Source organism: Mobilicoccus massiliensis, from assembly GCF_000826525.2.
Classification (GTDB): domain Bacteria; phylum Actinomycetota; class Actinomycetes; order Actinomycetales; family Dermatophilaceae; genus Mobilicoccus; species Mobilicoccus massiliensis.
In genome coordinates this window covers 337,400-357,357 of record NZ_LN651329.1, presented here as the reverse complement: position 1 = coordinate 357,357, position 19,958 = coordinate 337,400, and the positions used below count along the sequence as shown (strand labels likewise).

The window sequence follows — 19,958 nt, the reverse complement described above, 5'->3', positions numbered from 1 at the left end:
CGAACACGGCAACGGGGCGGCCGCCCTCCGGAGATCCGGAAGGCGGCCGCCCCGTTTCGCGTGCGCCCGCTTCTCGCTCGCCCCGCTCGTCGCGTGGTTCGGCGGTCAGGCGTGCGCCTCAGACGCGGCGCAGATCGGCGAACAAGGTGACGCCGGGCAGGCTCGTGACCGGCAGGTAGCGCTCGGCGGTGATGATCGTGCGCAGACCGAGGTTGACGACGGGGTTGAGGTCGTCGAGGTCGCTGCCGCTGCTCGTCTTGCGGCGCATCGCGACGACCGGGCGCAGCAGCACGTTCCACGACGTCATGGAGCGCAGCTCGAGGCCGGGCCGGTCGAGGAGCGCGGTGAGCGTCTCGCGGGTGTAGCGGCGCAGGTGGTCGACGGCCACGTCGTGATCGCTCCACAGCTTGGGGTCGCACGGCACCGCGACGAGGAAACGCCCGTGCGGACGCAGGACGCGCATGACCTCCTCCACGCACCCCTCGTCGTCGGCGATGTGCTCGAGGACGTCGTAGGCGACGACGAGGTCGAGGGCTCCGTCGGCGATGGGCAGACGCGTCGCGTCGGCGCGGATCACCGCGAGCCCGCGCTCGGCGGCCACCTCGGCGCCCGGGGCTCCGTATTCGAGCGGGATCGCGTTCCACCCCAGGTCACGCAGCACCCGAGAGTTGCCACCACCGGCCGCGCCGATGTCGAGGGCCGTGCCCGGAGTCATCCCGCGCAGAGACCTGGCAAGAATGTGGCGCCGCTCCCGATACCACCAGTGATCGTCCTCGAGCGCCGCGAGCTTACGGACCTCGGTGGCTTCCATCGCTCAGATTTCCTGACTGCCGGTTGCGGGTGACGTCCGACTCTAACGCGTCCGACCGGGCGCCGAGACAGCCGCCGATTCCGGCTGGTGCGACCGGCGTGGCGCCCCTCGGCAGCGCAAGGCCGAAGCCGGCGATCGTCGCGGCGTCAGGGTCGCGGGGACGGGCCCGACGAGCGCGCTACCCGCGCACCTGCCCGTCACCCTCGACGATCCACGTCGTGGTGGTGAGCTCCGGCAGCGCCATCGGTCCGCGGGCGTGAAGCTTCTGGGTGCTGATGCCGATCTCGGCGCCGAACCCGAACTCGCCGCCGTCGGTGAACCGGGTCGAGGCGTTGACCATGACGACCGCCGCATCGATACCCGTCGTCCAACGCCGTGCCGCGGCACGGTCGTTCGTGACGATGGCCTCGGTGTGGCCGGTGGAGTAGCGCCGCACGTGCGCCATCGCGGCGTCGATCGAGTCGACGACGGCGACGGTCATCTCCAGGCCGTGGAACTCCGTGTCGTAGAGCTCGTCGGTGGCCTCGTCGACGGGCACGTCACCGGCGAGCGCGACCGTCGCCGTGTCGCCGTGCAGGACGACGCCCCGCTCGTGCAGGTCGGCGAGCATCGTCGGGAGCAGGACGTGGGCGACGTCACGATGCACGAGCAAGGTCTCGGCCGCGTTGCACACGCTCGGTCGGTGGGTCTTGGAGTTGACGACGATGCTCCGCGCCATCTCGTGATCGGCCGCCGCGTCGACATAGACATGGACGTTGCCGCTGCCGGTCTCGATGACCGGCACGATCGACTCCCGCACGACGGTGGCGATGAGCCCCGCCCCGCCGCGGGGGATGATGACGTCGACGAGGCCGTGCGCCCGCATGAGCGCCCGCGCGGCCTCCCGACCGCCGTCGTCGACGGAGGCGACCGCGTTCTCGTCCAACCCCTGCTCGCGCAGCACCCGCCGGATCACGGCCACGAGCGCCTCGTTGCTCCTGGCGGCCGCCGAACCCCCGCGCAGCAGAACCGCATTGCCGCTCTTGAGCGCAAGCGCGGCGGCGTCGACCGTGACGTTGGGACGGGCCTCGTAGATCATGCCGACGACGCCCATCGGCACCCGCACCTGCGTGACCTGCAGACCGTTCGGCAGCGTGGAACCGCGCACCACCTCACCGACCGGGTCGGGCAGGGAGGCCACCTGACGCACGGCGTCGGCGATGCCCGCGAGCCGGGCCTCGTCGAGCCGGAGCCGGTCGAGCAGCGACTCGGGCAGACCGTTCGCGCGACCGGCCTCGATGTCGGCCTCGTTCGCGGGCAGGACCTCGCCGGCGGCACCGTCGAGCGCGTCCGCGAGGGCGAGAAGCACGCCGTCCTTACGAGCCCGAGTGAGGCCGGCGAGCACTCGACCGGCCTCCTTGGCCAGCCGCGCGCGCCGCTCGACCTCGGAGGTCACGGCCGGGTCGACGGTCGACGAGACGTCGGCCGGTCGGGCCGCAGGGTCCGGTGTCATCGTGGTGCCCGTGCCCGCGGCCGGCATCGTCCCCACGCCGCCGCGCGTGTCGTCGCTCATCGAGGTCTCCTTCACGTCGTCGCCGATCGTCAGTCGTTGTCGATCCGGCGGATCAGGCGGGTCATGTACGGCCGAAAGCCGTTCTTCTGGATGAGGGCCATGGCCTCTTCGTTGCTCGACAGGGTCTCGATGCAGCAGAACGCGATCTCGCGCTTCTCGAGCTCCCGGCGACACTGGATGAGCAGCTGGTGACCGATGCCCTGTTCCCGGTGGTCGGGGTGGACGACGAGGGTCTCGATGACGCCCACGGCCTCACCGAGGTTCATGGCGGCGCCCGAGTCGACGAACCGCAGGGCCGCGTACCCGACCAGACCGTTACCGTCGGCCGACGCCTGCGCCGCCTCGTCGTCGATCGCGAGATAGATCACGCCCACCCCGTCGTTGATCCACCCGAGGTACTCCTGGTGACGGCGCTCCCACGCGTCCTTGGCGTCGCGCACGGGCCAGTCGTCGCCCGCGTAGTCGCGGTAGCGCGAGAGCAGGAGCTTCCACAACGGCTTGACGCGGTTCACGTCACGGACGTGGGCACGCTCGATTCGAACGGTCATGCACCGAAGGTAACCACTACCGTCCGGTCCACACGATTCGGTCCCCTTGCGTGACAGCTTGGCGAGCTCGCATGGGTGCGACGCGGCTCACCGGCGCGCAAGACGTGGCCGCAGACCTCGATCGGCCGGGATCAGACGAGGACGAGGTGATCGCGGTGGATGATCTCGCGGGCGTACTCCTCGCCGAAGACGTCGGCGATCCACGTGGTGCTGCGCCCGAGGAGGCGAGGCAACTCGTCGCTGCTGTAGGCGACGAGACCGCGCGCGACACCGGCCCCGCGCCGGTCGACGACCTCGACGGGCGCGCCCTCGTCGAACGAGCCCTCGATGCGCACGATGCCCGCCGGCAGCAGCGACGCGCCGCGGCCCAGCAGGGCACGAACCGCGCCGTCGTCGACGACGAGCCTCCCCGCGGGCTCACTCGCGTGCGCGAGCCACAACATGCGGGAGGCGGGCCGCGCCCCGGTGGGCAGGAACACCGTGCCGACGTCACGGCCGGTGAGCGCGTCGGTGAGCTGATCGGCGCTGGTGAGGATCGTCGTCACCCCCGCGCCGGTGGCGATGCGCGCGGCCTCGACCTTGGTGACCATGCCGCCGGTGCCGACCTTCGAACCGGTGCCCCCGAGCCGCACCGACACGAGGTCCTCCTGGCCGCGGACGAGCTCGAGACGGGCGGAGCCGGGCTCGCTGGGCGGGCCGTCGTAGAGCCCGTCAACGTCGGTGAGCAGCAGCAACGCGTCGGCGTGCGTGAGGTGGGCGACGAGCGCGGCGAGACGGTCGTTGTCGCCGAAACCGATCTCGTCGGTGGCGACGGCGTCGTTCTCGTTGACGACGGGCACGACGCCGAGGTGCAGCAGTCGACCGACGGCGCGGCGGGCGTTGCCGTAGTTCTGACGGCGGATGAGGTCCTCGACCGTGAGGAGAACCTGGCCGACGGTCAGACCGTGCGCGCCGAACGCCGAGGTGTACGCGGCGATGAGCGCGCCCTGACCGACGCTGGCCGCCGCCTGCTGCGTCGCCAGATCACGCGGCCGGGAGGTGTGCCCGAGCGGCACGATGCCGGCAGCGATGGCTCCGGAGGACACGAGCACGACGTTCGACCCCGCGAGGCGGCGGGTCGCGAGCGAGTCCGCGAGCGCAGCGAGTCGCCCGGTGTCGAGTACGCCCTCGGGTGTCGTCAGCGAACTCGACCCCACCTTGACGACGATCGTGCGGGCGTCGCGGATGCGCTCCCGCGCGGCGCTCAGGGCATCGGAACTCACTCGCCGAGCCTACCCACCCCACGCCCCCGCTCGAACAGGCACTTCCACCGCGCATCCTCGCCCGAACAGGCGCTTCTACCCCGCGCCCCCGCTCACACAGGCGTTTCGAACCCGCATCCGCGCTCAAACAGGCGTATCCAACCCGCATCCGCGCTCAGACAGGCGCTTTCACCGCACGGAATCCGACGAAACCGCCTGTCTCAGCGGTCAGAAGACAACGACCCCACCCGGTCAAGTCCCTGGTAGTGGTGTAGCGCTGCGTTCTCCTTCTTGATGGGTCAGGCGGTCAGGGCGGGCAGGTCATCAGCTCCGATCTCGGGTTCGGTGTTGGGGACGATGTTGACCCGGCAGCGGGCGAGGACCTCGAGTCCGAGGTAGCGGCGGCCTTCGGCCCATTCGTCGGTCTGCTCGGCCAGGACGGCTCCGACGAGCCGGACGATGGCGTCGCGGGTGGGGAAGATGCCCACGGCGTCGGTGCGGCGCCGGATCTCGCGGTTGAGGCGTTCGGCGGGATTGTTGGACCAGATCTGGGTCCACACGTCCTTGGGGAAGCCGGTGAAGGCCAGGATGTCGGCGCGGGCGCCGTCGAGGTGGTCGTGGACCTCGGGCAGCTTTCCCTCGACGTAGTCCAGGAGTCGGTCGAACTGGGCGTGGACCGCGGGACGGTCGGGCTGGTCGTACACGCTGTGCAGCATCGCCTTGACCGCGGGCCACATGCTCTTGGGTGTCACCGACATGAGGTTCGCGGCGTAGTGGGTGCGGCACCGCTGCCAGGACGCTCCGGGAAGGTTCGCCGCGATCGCCTCGACCAGACCCTGGTGCGCGTCGCTGGTGACCAGCCGGACACCGGTCAGACCGCGGGCAACCAGGTCGGCGAAGAACTCGTTCCACACCGAGCCGGTCTCAGCAGTGGCCACGCGCATACCGAGGACCTCGCGGTGCCCGTCGCCGTTCACGCCGGTGGCCAGCAGCACGACGGCGTTGACGACCCGCCCGCCTTCGCGGAGCTTCATGGTCAACGCGTCCGCGGCGACGAACGTGAACGGCCCAGCTGCGTCCACCGGCCGGTGGCGGAACTCCTCGACGTGCTCGTCGAGCTCGGCCGCCATCCTCGAGACCTGCGACTTGGACAGTGAGTCGATCCCGAGGGTCTTGACCAGCTTGTCCATCCGCCGCGTGGACACGCCGGCGAGGTAGCAGTCCGCCACGACCGTGATCAGGGCGGTTTCGGCGCGCTTGCGGCGCTCAAGCAGCCACTCGGGGAAGTAGGTGCCCTTGCGCAGCTTGGGGACTGCGATGTCGATGGTCCCGACCCGGGTGTCCAGGGGGCGGTGACGGTACCCGTTGCGCTGCGCGGTCCGGCCCGGGCTGGGGCGGCCGTACTCGGCACCGACCACCGCATCAGCATCAGCCGAGAGCAGGGCGTTGATCATCGTCTGCAACAGCGAGCGCATCAGATCGGGTGAGGCTTCGGCGAGTGCTTCGCCCAGCAGACGTGCAGGGTCGACAATGTGGGGAGCGGTCATCGTGATGACTCCATTCGAGAGATCTGTGAGAGGTGAACTCGAAGGATCACGCGGTGGCCGCGCCTGCGTCCGACGTCCACGCCGGTGACGATCTCGACGACCGCGCTACACCACTATCAGGGACTCAACTCCCCACCCCGGCCCCACTCACACAGGCGTTTCGAACCCGCGTCCGCGCTCAGACAGGCGCTTCCACCGCACGAAACCCGACGAAACCGCCTGTCTCAGCGGTCAGAGGACGACGACTTCACCCCGACCCCGCTCACACAGGCCTTTCGAACCCGCGTCCGCGCTCAAACAGGCGCCTCCACCGCACGAAACCGGACGAAACCGCCTGTCTCAGCGGTCAGAGGACGACGACTTCACCCCGACCCCGCTCACACAGGCGGTTCCAACCCGCGTCCGCGCTCAGACAGGCGCCTCCACCGCGCGAAATCCGACGAAACCGCCTGTCTCAGCGGTCAGAGGGCGACGACTTCACCCCGACCGCGCCCAGACAGGCGTTTCGAACCCGCGTCCGCGCTCAAACAGGCCTTTCCACCACGCGAAACCGGTGAAACCGCCTGTCCGAGCGTCTGAAGCTGGTGAAAGGGCCTGTCCGAGCGCGTGAGACCGGGCGAAACCGCCTGTTCGAGCGGTCAGAGGACGACGTCGACGCGGCCGCTCGCGCGGGACTGCACGAACTGGATCGCGCGGCGCAGGAGTGCGCCGGCGAAGGGGTTGTTCTCGCCGAGGCCGGAGAGCCGGCGGTGGGTGCGGGCGAGGTAGTCAAGGTCGACCTCGCGACCGGCGGGCAGGCGGCCGTTGTGGCGGTCGGTGAGGATCTGGAACGCGAACGCCGACAGGTCGCTCGGGTGGATCATCTCGGCGTCTTCGCCGGTCACGGCACGGATGAGCGCGCGGTCGAGCACGCTGAACCCGAGCCCCCCGGAGTACCCGGCGGCGCTCCCCCACGTGAGACGCGGATCCTTCTCGGCGCGATCGGTATTCGTCGTGGTCTTTCCAGGCGACGGCTGCTGCACCACGGGCACGGCCGGCGGCACCGGCATGCGGGCGTCGATGACGATCACCACGGGCCTCCCTTCGGTTCACACGAGTCACGGGCCTTCGCGAAGGGGGCGACAGCTCCGGCGTCTTCTCAGAGTAGAGAGGAGACGCCGACCTGGCCACGGGTCTTGCGCACAACCGGACGCCCGGGTCCGCGATACACGAAACCGTCGGCGAACGGACCGTCAGTCGTCGGAATCCGCCGACGTCCAGACCCCGGCCCTGCGTTCGGCGGCGAGCTCGTCGCGGGCGGCCTGTTTGGCGGCGCGGCGCAGGTCGTAGTCCTCGCGCTTCTCGGCACGGGTGGGGCGGTGCGACTCCTCGAGACGGATGTCGGTACCGCGGGGGCCGACGGTGCCGAGCAGTTCGGCGCCGGAGGAGAGAGTGGGCTCCCAGTCGAAGACGACCGCGTCGTCCTCGGCACCGATGATGACGGTGTCCCCGGCGACGGCGCCCACCTTGACGAGTTCGTCCTCGACGCCCAGGCGGTTGAGCCGGTCGGCGAGGTAGCCGACGGCCTCGTCGTTGGAGAAGTCGGTCTGCCGCACCCAACGGGTGGGCTTGTCGCCGGTCACGCGGAACGCAACGCCCTCGGGGGTGTTCTCGCGCCGGACGGCGAACGCACCGCCGTCGTCGACGGGCTGGGGCCGGATGACGACCCGACGCCGTTCCTCGACGTCGCCGAACTCCGCGCGGGCGGCTTCGACGTGCCGGGCGAGCGCGAAGGTGAGCTCCTTGAGTCCGGTGCGCGCGACGGCGGAGACGATATGCACCTCGAGACCGCGAGCCTCAAGGTCGGGTTTGACGAACTCGGCGAGCTCACGGGCCTCGGGCACGTCGGCCTTGTTGAGGACGACGACGCGGGTGCGCTCGGAGAGGGGGCGTCCGCCGAGGGACTCGTCGGGCACGTACTGACGCAGCTCGTTCTCGATGACGTCGAGGTCGGTCATGGGGTCGCGACCCGGTTCGAGGGTGGCGCAGTCGACGACGTGGACGAGCACCGAGCAACGTTCGACGTGGCGGAGGAACTCGAGGCCGAGACCGCGGCCCTCGTGGGCGCCGGGGATGAGGCCCGGGACGTCGGCGACGGTGTAGCGCACGTCGCCGGCGGTGACGACGCCGAGGTTGGGCACGAGGGTCGTGAAGGGGTAGTCGGCGATCTTGGGTTTGGCGGCGGAGATGACCGAGACGAGGCTGGATTTACCGGCGGAGGGGAAGCCGATGAGAGCGACGTCGGCGAGGGTCTTGAGTTCGAGGGTGAGGTCGGTGGTGTCACCGGGTTCGCCGAGGAGGGCGAAGCCGGGGGCCTTGCGTTTGGTGGAGGCGAGGGCCTTGTTGCCGAGGCCGCCGCGGCCGCCGTGGGCGGCGAGGTATTCGGAGCCTTCACCGACGAGGTCGGCGACGACCTCGCCTCGGGAGTTCTTGACGACGGTGCCATCGGGAACGGGCAGGATGAGCTCGTCGCCGTGACCGCCGTTGCGGTCGTCGCCTTCGCCGGGCCGCCCGTTGCCGGCGCGGCGGTGTGGGCTGCGGTGGTAGTCGAGGAGGGTGGTGACCTGGTGGTCGACGCGGAGGATGACGTCGCCGCCGTTTCCGCCGTTGCCACCGTCGGGTCCGCCGAGCGGTTTGAACTTCTCGCGTCGCACGGAGGCACACCCGTGCCCGCCGTTCCCCGCACCGATGTGCAGGGTGACGCGATCGACGAACGTCGGGGATGCCATTGGTCCTCCCGGAGGGATTTCGAAGGAAGGGGGTTACGGGTAAGAAACAACCAGTCAACCCTCGTTCACAATTCCCCACCACCGGAGAGTCGCTCAGGCAGTCAGGAACGCGTGCGTGGGCCGACGCCCGAAGAAACCAAGCACGACACGCAAAGCCATAGAAGAAGTGACGCACTTCCCACTCGCGACCAAGAAACCGCGGACAGTACTCGCCGCGCGACCACCGCTTCAACGAACGCCGCGCCGGCAATCACGGAAACCGTGGCCAGAACCCGCGCCCGAAATTCGAATCCCAGGACCACCACCAACGGTGAGCCCTGGGATTCGAATTTCGCCGATCGACCGCGAGCGAAGCGAGCCTCGTCGATCGGAACAGAAAGAACGCCGCAGCGAAGCCGCGTCCACGCCTTCCGACGTAGGCGCGAAGCGCCGGTCAGGCGCTGGCGGTCACGTTGACGGTACGCCGTCCGCGCTTGGTGCCGAAGGCGACTTCGCCGGCGGCGAGGGCGAACAGGGTGTCGTCCTTGCCGCGGCCGACGTTGTCACCGGGGTGGAAGTGGGTGCCGCGCTGACGGACGAGGATCTCGCCCGCGTTGACGAGCTGCCCGCCGAAGCGCTTGACGCCGAGGTACTGGGCGTTGGAGTCGCGTCCGTTCTTGGAGCTGGACGCACCCTTCTTGTGTGCCATGTCTGTGTCTGCCTCTCGCTTGTCGCGTGACGCCTCAGGCGTCGATCGCGGTGACCTTGATCTGCGTCGAGTGCTGACGGTGGCCCTGACGCTTCTTGTAGCCCGTCTTGTTCTTGTATCGCATGATGGTGATCTTGGGGCCCTTGGTGGGCTTGACGATCTCGGCCGAGACCTTGACCTTCGCGAGGGCGGAGGCGTCGGTCGTCACCTTGTCTCCGTCGACGAGGAGGATGGGGGCGAGTTCGAGGCTGTCGCCGGGCTCGCCTTTGACCTTGTCGACGATGAGGACGTCGCCGACGGCGACCTTTTCCTGACGGCCGCCTGCGCGGACGATCGCATACACGTGGATGACTCCTGTTTTCTCGTTCGTAGCACCTCTTGTGACCGGCCCGTCGCGACGGGTCGTGGACGCGGTGGAGCGTCTGGACTCTCGAAGCACGGATCTCGGTGGGCGCACCGACTCTCCAGGGTACGTGAGGGAGTCGGATCCGACCAAACCTGCCTGCCAGGACCGTCAAGACAGCCGTCCTTCCCGGCCCGGCTTTCGTCGGTGAGACGAGATCGGGTGGGTGAGGCAGGAAAGGACGGCTGTCTCGGCGACTCGCGGGTCAGTGCTCCCCGGCCGTGTGCGGCTCCCCGGTCGTGCGCGGCGGACCCGCAGGAGATCCGGCGGCGCGACGCGCGGCGCGGCGCCGTCTCGGGGCGGGCGTGGTGGCGTCCGAGGTGTCGTCGCCCGGGGCGGATGCGTCGTCGGACGCGGGTGCGGCGTCGGCGGCCGCCACCGTCAGGGGCGCGGCGGACATCGAGGGAGCCTCCTCGGCGGTGAACACGCCCCCCTCGGCACCGGCGGGTGCGGTCGACGGTGCGCTCGCCGCCCGTCTTCCGGCGCGGCGACGTGGTGTCCGAGGCGCCTCCGCGGGTTCATCGGGTTGAGCGGTTGCGGCGGGCACGGCCGGCTCTGCGGTCGCAGGGCCGCCGCCTCCCGTCGAATCGGCGCCGCTCGCTGCCTCCGGCGTCTCGCTCGCGACCGTCGGCGGATTCGCTCGTCCCGTGACCCTGCCGGTCACTCGCCCGCTGACCGCGGCCGGCGCCCCCGACGCCCCGTCGGTGGCCGCCGTCTCCGGCTCCACGACGGGCGCGGCCGGGGCCGACGTGGGCGAGGACGCGCGACGCGAACCACGCCGTCTGGCCGGGCGGTGCGATTCGCCATCCGAGACGTCCTCGGAGGTGGGGACGGGAACCTCGATGTCGGACAGGTGCTCCTCGACGATCGCCTCGACGGCGGCGGTCTCCATGGGCGCGTCGCCGTCGGTCGCCTTCGTCGCACCCGATTCGTGCGACTGGACCGCTGCCGCGTAGGCCGCCGCCGCGATCTGCGCAGGCGTCGGTCCCGATGGCGTGGGTGTGGTCTGCTCCGACCTCGTTCCCTCGGCGTGACCGGCCGAGCCACCCCTGCCACCGCTATGCCCTGTGTTGCCGTGTCCACTGCCGCCGTGTCCACTGCCGCCGTGCCCACTGCTGCCGTGCCCACTGCCGCCGTTGCCTCCGCGGCCACCACGACGGCTCCGGCTCCCCCGGCCGCGGTCGTCTCCGCGACCTGAGTCGTGGCCGTGATCGAGGGGCTCGCTGCTGATGTGGATGCCGCGGCCGCCACAGGCCTCGCACTCCTCGGAGAACACCTCGATGAGCCCGGCGCCCACGCGCTTGCGGGTCATCTGCACGAGGCCGAGGGAGGTGACCTCGGCGACCTGGTGCTTGGTGCGGTCGCGACCGAGGCATTCGACGAGGCGGCGCACGACCAGCTCGCGGTTGGACTCGAGCACCATGTCGATGAAGTCGATGACGATGATGCCGCCGATGTCACGCAGCCGGAGCTGACGCACGATCTCCTCGGCCGCCTCGATGTTGTTCCTGGTGACGGTCTCCTCGAGGTTGCCGCCGGAGCCGGTGAACTTGCCGGTGTTGACGTCGACGACGGTCATCGCCTCGGTGCGGTCGATGACGAGCGAGCCGCCCGAGGGCAGCCACACCTTGCGGTCCATCGCCTTGGCGATCTGTTCGTCGACGCGGTACTCGGCGAAGACGTCCTTCTCCCCCGTCCACCGCTGCAGTCGATCGGCGAGGTCCGGTGCGACCGACTCGACGTAGTCGCTGATCGACTCCCACGCACCTTCGCCGGAGACGACGAGCTTGGTGAAGTCCTCGTTGAACACGTCGCGGACCACGCGGGTGGTCAGATCGACCTCACCGTGCAGCAGCACCGGCGCGTTGCCGGTCTTGGCCTTCTTCTGGATCTTCTCCCAGGCACGCTGTAGCCGCTCGACATCGGCGGTGAGCTCGGCCTCGCTCGCCCCCTCGGCCGCGGTGCGCACGATGACACCCGCCTCATCGGGGACGATCGACTTGAGGATCTTCTTCAGCCGCGTGCGCTCGGTGTCGGGCAGCTTGCGCGAGATGCCGGTCATCGAACCGCCCGGCACGTAGACGAGGTACCGGCCCGGCAGTGAGATCTGCGAGGTGAGCCGGGCGCCCTTGTGCCCGATCGGGTCCTTGGTGACCTGCACGACCACCGACTGGCCGTTGCTCAGCGCGTTCTCGATCCGGCGCGCCTTGTGCTGCTCGAGCCCGGCCGCGTCCCAGTTGACCTCGCCGGCGTAGAGCACGGCGTTACGGCCCTTGCCGATGTCGACGAACGCCGCCTCCATGCTCGGGAGCACGTTCTGCACCCGGCCGAGGTAGACGTTGCCGGCCATCGAGGCTCCGGGAGCACCGGCCGCGCCCTGCGCGCTGCCGCCGCCGGAGATGTAGTGCTCGACGAGGATGCCGTCCTCGAGCACGCCGATCTGCGTGTGCTCACCGCGTTCACGCACGACCATGACCCGTTCGACGGCCTCACGGCGCGCGAGGAACTCCGCCTCGGTGATGATCGTGCGTCGACGCCCGGCCTCACGCCCTTCACGGCGGCGCTGACGCTTGGCCTCGAGACGCGTCGAGCCCTTGATGCCGGTCGCGGTGTCACGCGGTTCGCGCACCTTGGTGACGGTGCCGGGCGGATCGTCGGAGTCACCGGCGCTGCCGCTGCGGCGGCGACGACGGCGTCGGCGCCCGGATCCGGAGGAGTCGGCGTCGCCGTTGTCTCCGCCGTCGGTCTGACCACCCTCGCCCCGACCACCGGAGTCGCGAGACCCCTCGGAGCGGGAATCGTCCCGCCCCCCGTCACCGGTCTCGTCGTCGGAATCGTTGTCGCCGGCATCGTCGGTGTTCTCGCCGCCGCGGCCGCCCGAACGGCGGCGGCCGCGCCCCCCGCGGCGACGGCGGCGGCGACCGTTGTCGTCGCCCTCGTCACCGTCGTCGTCCGAACCGTCGTCGTCGCGGTCGCTCGGCTCGGCCTCACCGCCGGCGCGCTGGGGCTGCGCGTCGGTTCCATCCTGCTCGTCCGACCCGTCCCCGGCGTCCTGGCGACCGCCGCGGCGGCGGCCTCGACCACGACCCCGAGAGCGCCGCGAGCCCCGCTCGTCGGAGTCCTCACGGTTGTCGTGGTCACTGTCGTCGGAGACGTCGGACTCGGTATCGGTGTCCTCGCCCGTCGGCGTGGCCGGGGCGAGGAACTCGCTCGGATCGGGCGCCTGGAACAGCAGCCCGAAGCCGGGCGCGGGCGGCGGGGTCTGCGCGGCGGCCGTGCTGCGTCGGCCGCGACCGCGAGCGGCGACGACCACCGGGTCGCTCGACGGATCGGGCAGGGTGCCCGAGAGGTCGACGACCTCACCTTCGCCAGCGCCAGCGGTGGCCTGCGAAGCACTGTCGGATTCCGTCGCCTGAACGTCTTCTGCCCGCTCGCCGCCTTCGTCGGCGTCCTCGGCGGTCTCCGCGACGAGCGTGTCGCCGGGAGCGGCGGGAGCGAACGCCGCCTCACGATCCGGCAGAGGCGCCTCGAGCGTCTCGTCAGTCTCCTCCGTCTCGTCGGAGACGACAGCGGGCGCGGCGACATCGGGAGTGGGCTCCGGTGCGGGAGTCGTCGCCGCGGCAGTCGAACGGCGGCTGCGCCGGGCGGGCCGGGTGCCGGACGCCGGCTCCGCGTGGGTCGCGGGCTCGACGGGCGCGCCCTCGGCCGCGGAGGTCGAGTCGGAGGACCCCGCGGCGGTCGGGACGGCGGTCACAGACGCGTCATCGACCTGAGCAGCGGATTCCTGCGCGAGCCGGGCCGCGGCCTCGGCCTTCTTGCGGGCGCGGGTGGCAGCGGCCTTCTTGGCGGCCGCCTGCCGGGACTCGGCCGTGCGCGTCGAGCGTTTGCGCGGCGCCGGGGCCTGTTCGACGGCGATGTCGGCTCCGGGAGCCGCGGGGGTCGAGGCGGGGGTCGGCGCGTCGTCGGCCGCTCCGGTGGTCGTGCTGGGTGTGTTGGACGCGGTCGGTTCCAGCGACGCATCGTCGGTAGGGGAAGCCATGCGGCGTTCCTTCCGTCATCCGAGCGACGGTGACCACACCTCGGGCGTCCTCGCCCCCTCCGCCGCGCGGGTGCGCGGTTCGTGCGTCGTCGTGCCGGGTTCGGCACGACGGAAGTCGTGTCGTTACGTCTACCCGGCTCGCGTGTCGCGCGTCACCGGATGGACGCCGATGGCCTCCTGATGCGTGGCCAGTGGATCGGCCACCCGCGCCGGTGCATCGAGCAACGGGCCCTGTGCGAGTCGCGTCACCAGCGGGGGCGACGGCGGGCTCAAGGCGGCTGCGGTGCGCAACGCGGTCAGAACGTCATCGGGGCGTACGGCCGGTGTGGTGTGCCGTACGACCATGTGCAGTATCGCACAGGAGCCCCGATCCGCCGCCGAGACGCGGTCGACCTGCGAGCCGTCGAGCGCGTCGTCGTGCTCGTCATCCTGCTCGTCGATGCCGGCCGGAACAGCATCGACGGTCTCGGCGCCCCCGCCGGTCTCGTCGTCCCCGATCACCGCCATGTCGAGCACGGCCTCCCGCACGTCGAACGTGCGCGGCCCCTTCTTGAACGTGCGGGTGACGAGCACCTCGGGCAACGCGAGGAACGCCTCGATCGAGTCGCGCACCTGCTCCGCCGTCACCCCGCCCAGCTCGATCCGCCACAGGCTGCCCTCCAGGGCGTCGGCGAGCGCACCGGTCGTCGCCTCGGCCACGTGCAGCACGTCGTAGCCCGGTGGCAATGCCTCGTCGAGAGCAGCCCGGAGCCGCTCGGGGTCGAGCCGTTCGACGACGCCGATCTCGACGTACTCCGCCTCGCTCGCCGTTCCCGTCGGGGCCGCGTTGGCGTAACTGATCCTCGGGTGCGGGTGGAAGCCGGCCGAGTACGCCATCGGCACCCCCGCGCGGCGGACGGCCCGCTCGAGGGCGCGCTGAAAGTCTCGGGTCGAACTGAATCGCAACCGGCCACGCTTGGCGTACCGGATGCGCAGCTTCTGCACCGCCGGCACGGCGGGCGGACCTTCGGGAACACGCTGACGAGCCATCTGCCGAAGGCTACCGGCCCTCCCGACCCCGTTCGAACCCCTCGCTCGGCGGCGCACCGCGTCGGTGGCGAGCGCCGACGGACGCGTCGAGCCCCCTACTCGAACAGGCGACTCGACCACGCGAGGCCGGATTGAACCGCCTGTTCGAACGTCACACCACCGTGGATGACTCGACCGGAGGACTCGACCGGAAGGACCGCCCGATAGCCGGCCGCCGAAAACTCGCGCAAGAAAGACCGGTCAGTGCGAAGGGTGTAGGAGGGCGCAGCCCGCTGACCTGCAAAGACGCGAACGCGGTCTCACGGCAGTCCGCATCTCACCGGTCTTTGTTGCGCGAACGGTCGCACGGGTCCACGTCGCGTCCCCGTCCGGGGAGCCACACCCTGCTCCTGGTCGAGCGGTCAGGGGCTCCCGGAGCCCGAGGCTCGGGGTTCTCCCCGGTCGACCCCTACGCCCTGAGGCGGTGAGACACCTACCTCGGGATGAGTGCGAATGAGCCTCCGGGCTGATGTGCGCCGATTCCCCCACCGGGAGGATTGAGCCATGAGCATGTCGAGCCCGTCTCTCGCCCCCGCTGCCGTCGTCGCGCAGGATCTGCGTTGCATCCGCGACGGTCGTGAAGTCCTGCGCGGCGCCGATCTGACGATCGCGCCCGGTGAGAGCGTCGCGGTTCTCGGGCGCGACGACGACGCCGGAGCACCGCGCGTCCTCTGTCAGGTGCTCGCGGGCCTGGCGATGCCGACCACGGGCTGGGTGCACTGGGGCGGTCACGACCTCGTGCGTCTTTCCGACTCGGCGCGCAGTGCCCTTCGTCGTAGGGACGTCGGTGTCGTGCTCGATGACGCCGTGCTGCCGGAGCTTCCCGTCTCCGAGAACATCGCCCTTCCGCTACTGCTGGATGGTTGGTCGCACCGCGAGGCCGCGGGCCGAGCGGCCGATCTGCTCGACGTCGTCGGACTCACGGGGGCCGGAGCGCGGCGCATGTCGCAACTCTCCGAGCGCGACCGCGTGCTCGTGGCGTTCGGCCGCGCGCTGGTCACGGCGCCGCAGCTCGTCGTCGTCGACGACCCGACCGGCGCGCTCGACCCCGTCGACCGCGCCGAGGTGCTCGACATCCTTCTCACGCGCTGCACCGCGACCGGTGCCGCGCTGGTGCTCGGCACCGCCGACGAACGCGTCGCCGACCGCTGCGCGCGACGTCTCGAGATCGTGGACGGTCGCGTGCGGCGTCAGGGCGCCGTGCACTACGCGGGCCAGGCCCTGCTGTGAGGGCCGCGGTCCGGCTCTGGTGGCTGCTGCGCTCCACCTCCGAGCACCCCCGCGATCTCGCGATCGCGGCATCCTTCGGCCTCATGACCTGGGCGCTGCTCGCCGCGGGTGGGCTCATCGCCCTCGCCGCCCAGCAGGAGCGGCTCGACGGGACCCTCGTCGGTGCGGTCGTCGCCATCGTGGCCGCACTCGTTCTTACCGCGGTGCTCGCCTCCCGCAGTCTCCTGCGCCGCACGGAGAGTCGCCGGCTCGCCGTCCTGCGCACCACCGGGGCGTCACGCGCACAGACGACGGTCATCGGAGCCCTCGACGTGGCCGACTCGGCCGTGCCCGGCGTCGTCGCGGGCGTGGCCGCCGACGCTCTCCTCGTGTGGCTTCTGCGGTTCACGGGAGCCGACCTCACCCCCACCATGCCGGTCGCCCTGTTGCCCAGCGCGATTCTCGCGCTGGCCGCGGGCGTCATCGTCGTCCGGCGGGTCCGGGTGGCCTCCAGGTCGTGCGCGGACGCCCGGCCCCAGGAGGCCGGGGTCGGCACCGGCCGGGCGTGATCGCCTGCGTCGCTCGAACCGATCGCTCGGTACCGTCGGGACATGCCGAGCCCCGAAGGAACCCTCACCTGGACGTCGCTGGCCGAATCCGCGCACCTCGTCGCCCCCTCCGTCGCCGCCGCGGCCCCGCTCGTTCCCGGCGCGAGAGTCGCCGCGATCGATCCGACGCTCGCCGACACGGCGGCGTTCTGTGAGGCCTACGACGTCGCCCCGGAGGCGAGCGCCAACTGCGTCGTCGTCCACGGGCGTCGCGGTGAGCGCGAGACCCGGGCGGCGGTCGTCGTCCTCGCCACCGATCGGGCCGACATCAACAAGGTCGTGCGCAAGGAGCTCGACGTGCGCAAGGTGAGCTTCGCCGATCAGGCCGACACCGAGGAACGCACCGGGATGACCTCTGGTGGCATCACCCCCGTCGGGTTGCCCGAGGACTGGGTGGTCCTCGTCGACGAGGCCGTGGCGCATGCCGGGCCGGTCGTCATCGGCGGCGGCGTGCGCGACGCGAAGATCCTCCTCGACGGTGCCGTCCTCGCCGCCTTGCCCAACGCGCGCGTGCTGCCGCTCGCTCTCCCCCGGGGCTGAACCGGCGGGGCAGCCCCGGCCCCACGTTCACGGCCCCCGCTCACGGTGCGCGCGCGAGTGCGTGTGGTGGAAACGCCTGTTCGAGCGGGAGGAAGCGGGTGGGCGCGAGATCAGTGGGTGTGCGTGGTCCCGTCCGCGTGGGTGTGCGTGGTGGCGTGGGCGCGCTTGGCAGCGGATGACGCGTGAGTCTGCTCGCTCCACAGCGGGCGGTCGAGGCGTGCGACGGCCTCGTCGCGGAGGCGTTCGCAGCGGGCCCAGTCCTCGTCGTCGAGGGCGACCGCGGAGGCCGGGAACAGGCCGTTGTCCTCGTGGTTGATGTGCTCGAAGAGCACGACGAACTCCTTGAGCAGCGGCTCGAAGTCGATGTCGCCGATGCGCCCTGCGTCGGCGAGGGCGAGGGCGTCGTCGATGAGGGCGTCGAGAGCGTCGTGCTCGTCGTAGAGCGTGCCCGCCATGTCCTCGTACTCCTCGAACCGGGTCATGGAGAGGTACAGCCCGGCCTCCTCGACGACGTTGTGCACGCTGAAGAACCGTTTGAGTTCGCGCAGGTATTCGAGGGCCTCGGCCCGCTCACCGGCCTCGACGTGCCGGCGGATGTGACCACACAGGTTGCGGATCTCGAAATGGTCGTCCATGAGAGCACCGATCGGGCCGATCTGATCGCATCCGCAGTACTGACACATGTCGCTTCCTTCCCGTCTCTTCCAGTCTTCCACGCGATCCGTACGCGTCGTCTCTGGGGCCGAGGGTCGCCCGGCGCGGGTTGCCGAGGGTCCACGCGCAGGAGGATCCGCGCCTCGACAGAGCCACACCGTCGTCGGACCCCACGTCCGCCCGCGGCACGATGACCGACGACGGCCGGCCGCGGCAGGCTCGAGTCATGTTCACGCGCACATCGCGGCCCGCGCCGAAGCCTGTCGTCACCACGGGAGATCTCGTGGCCTCCGCTCTCGTCAAGACCTACCCCGGCGCCGGCATTCCCGCGCTCGACGGCGTCGGTCTCGCCATCGCCGGCGGGGAGACCGTCGCCATCATGGGGCCGTCCGGATCGGGCAAGACGACCCTTCTGCACCTGCTCGCGGGCGTGCTCACGCCCACCTCCGGGGCCGTTCTCTGGGGAGGTCGTGACCTCGCGACGCTCGGCGACGCCGACCGGACCCGCCTGCGGCGCACCGACTTCGGCTTCGTGTTCCAGTCCGGGCACCTGCTGCCCGAGCTCCCGGCCATCGAGAACGCCGCCCTACCCCTCATGCTCGCCGGCCTCCCCCGGGCCGAGGCGACCGCGCGGGCCGCGACGCTGTTCGCACCGCTCGGTCTCGAGACCCTGACGAACCGGCGTCCCGGCGAGCTGTCGGGAGGGCAGGCCCAGCGCGTCGCCATCGCCCGGGCCCTCGTCGGCGATCCCGGGGTCGTCTTCGCCGACGAGCCGACCGGTGCACTCGACCAGCAGACCGGCGCCGACGTCATGCACCACCTCGTCACCCGGTGTCGCGCCGCCGGCAGCTCGCTCGTCGTCGTGACCCACGACGAGAACGTCGCACGCTGGTGCGAGCGCACGGTGCGGCTGCGCGACGGTCGCGTTGTGGCCGACGAACGGCCCGTGCGATGAACGCGCTCGCCACCCCCGTCTCCCTCGCCTGGCGCCTGGCCCGGCACGAGCGGCGCGATACCGCGCTGCCGACGATGCTGTCGATCACCGCCTTCGCCGTGACCACGGCGGCGATCCTCGTCACCCTCGGCGGAGTCGGCGCGTTCGAGAGCCGCGCCGTCCACTCCTCCGCGGCCGGCCACCTGGGACAGGTCTACCTCGTTCTCGCCTACACCGCCGCCGTCCTTCTCGTCGTGCCGATCCTCACGCTCGGCTCGGTGGCGGTCAGGCTCACGGTCTCCCGCCGAGATGCGCGGCTGGCCACGTTGCGGCTCGTCGGGGCGACGAATGGCCAGGTCACGGTGATGACGCTCGCCGAACAGGCCGTGCAGGCCGCGGTGGGTGCCGTCGCCGGTGCCGCTCTGTACGGCGTGCTGCTCGTGCCTCTGTCGTCGCTGAGCTTCCAGGGTCGTCACCTCTCGGTGGCCGAACTCTGGGTGGGTCCCCTCGAGCTCCTCCTCGTGATGCTCGGGGTGATCGTGCTGGCCGTGCTCGCGGGCGTCAGCGGCCTCGCGAGAGTCGTCGTCGGTCCCCTCGGCGTCGTCGCTCGAACGACCCCGGCGCGGCTGAGCATCGTGCGCGTGCTCGTCGCCGCCGCCGTCGTGGCGGTCTGGGTGCTCGGCTTCACTGCGCTCGGCGAGCAGGGCATGGGCGTGGCGCTGGGGTTCCTCGCCCTCGTCGTCCTCATGGTCAACGTCGTCGGACCGTTCCTCGTCATGGTCGCCGGCCACATCGTCGCCTGGTTCGCCCGAACCCCGGCCACGCTTCTGGCCGCGCGCCGGATCGTCGACGATCCCAAGGCGACGTGGCGCAGCGTCAGCGCTCTCGCGCTCGGCATCCTCGTGGCGGCCCTGTCCAGCGTCGGCCCGATGATCGCGTCCGGTGACGCGTCCGAGGCGGAGATCCGTGTCCTCGGTGAGGACATCGGCACCGGATCCCTCGTCGCGCTCACCATCCTCACGGTCGTGGCGGCCACGTCGACCGGAGTCGTCCACGCCGCGCGCGTCTACGACCAGCGTCCTCAGTACCGGGCGTTGGCCTACGCGGGCGCTCCCCTGCCGTTGCTGCACCGGGCACGCCTGCGGGAGGTGACCATCCCCGTCCTCGTCACCGTGGCTCTGGGCGCGACGTTCCCCCTGCTCATCCTGCTGCCGTTGACGGCCCTCATCGGGATCGGCCTCGTCGTGCGGACCGTGGTGGCCGTCGCCGTCGCCTGCGCGCTTCTCGTCGCCGCGGTGCTCGCCTCACGGACCCTCGTCGACGCGGCCGCCCGGTTGTAGAGAGAACG

The 19,958-nt window shown here is 71.0% G+C and carries 17 protein-coding genes; 5 read left to right on the top strand and 12 right to left on the bottom strand.

Features of this window, described 5'->3' with window-relative positions:
• Nucleotides 1-118: 118 nt before the first annotated feature.
• The 11 genes from BN1197_RS09415 to BN1197_RS09365 form a co-directional block, all read right to left on the bottom strand.
• On the bottom strand, nucleotides 119-811 hold the full coding sequence (locus BN1197_RS09415; RefSeq protein ID WP_040158656.1) for a class I SAM-dependent methyltransferase: 693 nt from the start codon (nucleotides 809-811) through the stop codon (nucleotides 119-121).
• A gap of 178 nt (nucleotides 812-989) precedes the next feature.
• Nucleotides 990-2,303 (bottom strand): glutamate-5-semialdehyde dehydrogenase, encoded by a 1,314-nt coding sequence (locus tag BN1197_RS09410; protein ID WP_040159008.1) that lies wholly within the window; start codon nucleotides 2,301-2,303, stop codon nucleotides 990-992.
• 89 nt (nucleotides 2,304-2,392) lie between these two features.
• Nucleotides 2,393-2,911: a GNAT family N-acetyltransferase gene (locus BN1197_RS09405; protein WP_040158653.1), complete on the bottom strand. Its 519-nt coding sequence runs from the start codon at nucleotides 2,909-2,911 to the stop codon at nucleotides 2,393-2,395.
• 131 nt (nucleotides 2,912-3,042) lie between these two features.
• The gene (gene proB, locus BN1197_RS09400) at nucleotides 3,043-4,173 is read right to left on the bottom strand and encodes a glutamate 5-kinase (protein ID WP_245851871.1); all 1,131 of its coding nucleotides are present in this window, start codon (nucleotides 4,171-4,173) and stop codon (nucleotides 3,043-3,045) included.
• A 278-nt stretch (nucleotides 4,174-4,451) separates the two neighbouring features.
• Nucleotides 4,452-5,699 carry an IS256 family transposase gene (locus tag BN1197_RS09395; protein WP_040155334.1) on the bottom strand — a complete coding sequence of 416 codons (1,248 nt, stop codon included), beginning with the start codon at nucleotides 5,697-5,699 and terminating at the stop codon, nucleotides 4,452-4,454.
• Nucleotides 5,700-6,337: 638 nt separating this feature from the next.
• The gene (locus BN1197_RS09390; protein WP_040158651.1) at nucleotides 6,338-6,772 is read right to left on the bottom strand and encodes a hypothetical protein; all 435 of its coding nucleotides are present in this window, start codon (nucleotides 6,770-6,772) and stop codon (nucleotides 6,338-6,340) included.
• A 159-nt stretch (nucleotides 6,773-6,931) separates the two neighbouring features.
• Nucleotides 6,932-8,467 carry a GTPase ObgE gene (gene obgE, locus BN1197_RS09385; protein WP_040158649.1) on the bottom strand — a complete coding sequence of 512 codons (1,536 nt, stop codon included), beginning with the start codon at nucleotides 8,465-8,467 and terminating at the stop codon, nucleotides 6,932-6,934.
• Nucleotides 8,468-8,900: 433 nt separating this feature from the next.
• The gene (rpmA, locus tag BN1197_RS09380) at nucleotides 8,901-9,155 is read right to left on the bottom strand and encodes a 50S ribosomal protein L27 (protein WP_040158647.1); all 255 of its coding nucleotides are present in this window, start codon (nucleotides 9,153-9,155) and stop codon (nucleotides 8,901-8,903) included.
• A 34-nt stretch (nucleotides 9,156-9,189) separates the two neighbouring features.
• Nucleotides 9,190-9,498, bottom strand: a complete 309-nt coding sequence (rplU, locus tag BN1197_RS09375) for a 50S ribosomal protein L21 (RefSeq protein ID WP_040158645.1) — start codon at nucleotides 9,496-9,498, stop codon at nucleotides 9,190-9,192.
• Nucleotides 9,499-9,763: 265 nt separating this feature from the next.
• Nucleotides 9,764-13,597 (bottom strand): ribonuclease E/G, encoded by a 3,834-nt coding sequence (locus BN1197_RS09370; protein ID WP_040158643.1) that lies wholly within the window; start codon nucleotides 13,595-13,597, stop codon nucleotides 9,764-9,766.
• Between the two features lie 129 nt (nucleotides 13,598-13,726).
• Complete coding sequence (locus BN1197_RS09365; protein WP_040158641.1) at nucleotides 13,727-14,626, bottom strand: TIGR03936 family radical SAM-associated protein; 900 nt, start codon at nucleotides 14,624-14,626, stop codon at nucleotides 13,727-13,729.
• Nucleotides 14,627-15,169: 543 nt separating this feature from the next.
• On the opposite strand from BN1197_RS09365, the gene BN1197_RS09360 reads away from it, so the two are divergent.
• The 3 genes from BN1197_RS09360 to BN1197_RS09350 are packed head-to-tail and all read left to right on the top strand — an operon-like array spanning nucleotide 15,170 to nucleotide 17,022.
• Complete coding sequence (locus tag BN1197_RS09360; protein ID WP_052466350.1) at nucleotides 15,170-15,895, top strand: ABC transporter ATP-binding protein; 726 nt, start codon at nucleotides 15,170-15,172, stop codon at nucleotides 15,893-15,895.
• Nucleotides 15,892-16,443 carry a hypothetical protein gene (locus BN1197_RS09355; RefSeq protein WP_040158638.1) on the top strand — a complete coding sequence of 184 codons (552 nt, stop codon included), beginning with the start codon at nucleotides 15,892-15,894 and terminating at the stop codon, nucleotides 16,441-16,443. Before BN1197_RS09360 ends, BN1197_RS09355 begins: the two co-directional genes overlap by 4 nt.
• A gap of 42 nt (nucleotides 16,444-16,485) precedes the next feature.
• Nucleotides 16,486-17,022 carry a YbaK/EbsC family protein gene (locus BN1197_RS09350; RefSeq protein ID WP_040158636.1) on the top strand — a complete coding sequence of 179 codons (537 nt, stop codon included), beginning with the start codon at nucleotides 16,486-16,488 and terminating at the stop codon, nucleotides 17,020-17,022.
• A gap of 110 nt (nucleotides 17,023-17,132) precedes the next feature.
• Here the strand turns inward: BN1197_RS09350 and BN1197_RS09345 are convergent, their stop codons facing one another.
• Nucleotides 17,133-17,705 (bottom strand): hemerythrin domain-containing protein, encoded by a 573-nt coding sequence (locus BN1197_RS09345; RefSeq protein ID WP_052466348.1) that lies wholly within the window; start codon nucleotides 17,703-17,705, stop codon nucleotides 17,133-17,135.
• A gap of 197 nt (nucleotides 17,706-17,902) precedes the next feature.
• On the opposite strand from BN1197_RS09345, the gene BN1197_RS09340 reads away from it, so the two are divergent.
• Both BN1197_RS09340 and BN1197_RS09335 read left to right on the top strand, forming a co-directional pair.
• A complete protein-coding gene (locus BN1197_RS09340; protein WP_052466423.1) occupies nucleotides 17,903-18,631 on the top strand; it encodes an ABC transporter ATP-binding protein in 729 nt (242 codons plus the stop codon).
• A complete protein-coding gene (locus BN1197_RS09335; protein ID WP_040158634.1) occupies nucleotides 18,628-19,950 on the top strand; it encodes an FtsX-like permease family protein in 1,323 nt (440 codons plus the stop codon). The genes BN1197_RS09340 and BN1197_RS09335 overlap by 4 nt, the downstream gene beginning before the upstream one ends.
• Nucleotides 19,951-19,958 lie beyond the last annotated feature (8 nt).